The organism is Acidithiobacillus ferriphilus, assembly GCF_018854775.1.
Classification (GTDB): Bacteria; Pseudomonadota; Gammaproteobacteria; order Acidithiobacillales; family Acidithiobacillaceae; genus Acidithiobacillus; species Acidithiobacillus ferriphilus.
Map to the genome: position 1 here is coordinate 1 of NZ_JAAZTY010000214.1, position 1462 is coordinate 1462.

2 protein-coding genes are annotated in these 1462 nt (G+C 66.3%); both read right to left on the reverse strand.

Features of this window, described 5'->3' with window-relative positions; translation table 11 throughout:
* Positions 1–1146, reverse strand: a 1146-nt coding sequence (locus HF921_RS12450; RefSeq protein ID WP_215893921.1) for a CsoS2 family carboxysome shell protein, incomplete at its 3' end; no start/stop codon positions are given.
* A gap of 70 nt (positions 1147–1216) precedes the next feature.
* Positions 1217–1462: ribulose bisphosphate carboxylase small subunit (locus HF921_RS12455; protein ID WP_215893922.1), on the reverse strand; the 246-nt coding region annotated here is incomplete at its 5' end.

A 1462-nucleotide genomic window follows, 5' to 3' on the forward strand; every position in this document is an offset into this window, starting at 1 on the left:
GGTCACCCTGACGCTGCGTCCGACTTCGGTTCCACTCACGCGCTGACCCGCCTCGGTGGCGCTTACGCCGACCTTGGCCGGCGTAAGCGCCGGCCGGGTTGCGCAAAAGGATTCAAATGTGTCGGCGCTGAGATATTCGGTGCCGGTCACGGCCTTGCAGGCGCCGTGTTCGTCGCCGGTGACCTTCACGCTACGGCCCATCTCCGCACCACTTACGCTCTGGCCTCGGGCGGTACGGCCTACGCTCACCTTGGCCGGAGCCGGATCGGGGATGGCGGCGCAGAGGGTGTCGTATTGCTCGGTGCCGATATATTCAGTGCCCGTGATGGCACGGCAACTGCCCGGCTCGGCACCGGTGACCTTGGTGCTCCGCTCCACCTGGGTGCCGGTCACAGATGTGCCACTCAGGGTAGTCCCTTGCTCCACTTTGGCAGGTACTGCAGGCTTCTGGCGGGTCCGACCGCTGGGTCGGCACGCCGGCTGGTCGCCGCGTCCTTGCTGGCAGAGCACGTCACGGCGCCTCTGGGCTGCGCCGCGCCCGCGCAATCCCGTCGCCGCACCGGACGTGGATGCGTTGTTGTTCTGCGATGTACGCGAAACACGGGCCCGAGATGGCTCTGATGGCTCTTCTGCCATTTTCCCCTGACGGGAAAGCGCGCGACGCCGCTCCTGGCAGAGTTTGCGCACCGCGGAGGCGCTCGGCCCGGCCACCGACGCCGGATCTTCGTCTACCAGCGCGCATACCGCTGCGAGCAATTGTTCCCGTTCGGCGCTTTCAGTGGCCGCCTTCCCCTGGCAGCCGCAGCGCTCAGAAGAGGCGGCGCCTGGCGCCGCGGCAAGCGTTTCCACAGGCGCGGTGGTCATCGGACGATCTGAGGCAAGCACACGAATCCCCGCGCGTGCCGCAGGGTTGGTCTGCGTCGCTTCTATGGCACCACCTTGCGACAAGGCTGCACGGCGGGCACGGGAAAGCGACCTGCCGGTAGCCCCCGGCGTCGCCAGGGCCGCCGTATTGCCCGTTGTCCGTGCGGCGGACTTCGCCCCCAGCGCGGCGGCACCGTTGTGCGACAACGCCCGCCGCCGCTCCAGCGCGGCGGCACGTGTCGAGCGCGGGGACGCCGTATTGTTTGCCATAGAGTCGCTCATGCCTTGATCCTTCCGTATCCATCAAACCCCTGCGCGGGCCATCCGCCGGATAATCCCGCACCCCTCTTGCTTAGCGCCCGCGAAACACCACAAAAGCGCTGCCCTGGCTCTGCGAGTAATTGTCATACCCGACCAGGCGCACGTGATGGCCGGGGTGAGCGCGATGGCATGCTTCCAACTCCGCGATCACGGTGTCCACCGACTGTTCGCCGAACATGGGTAACTTCCACATGTACCAGTAGTATGTCGATGCGCGTTCAGGTTCCACATGCTCGATGCCGGGGTTCCAGCCCTGATTGATGAGATAGGCGATCTG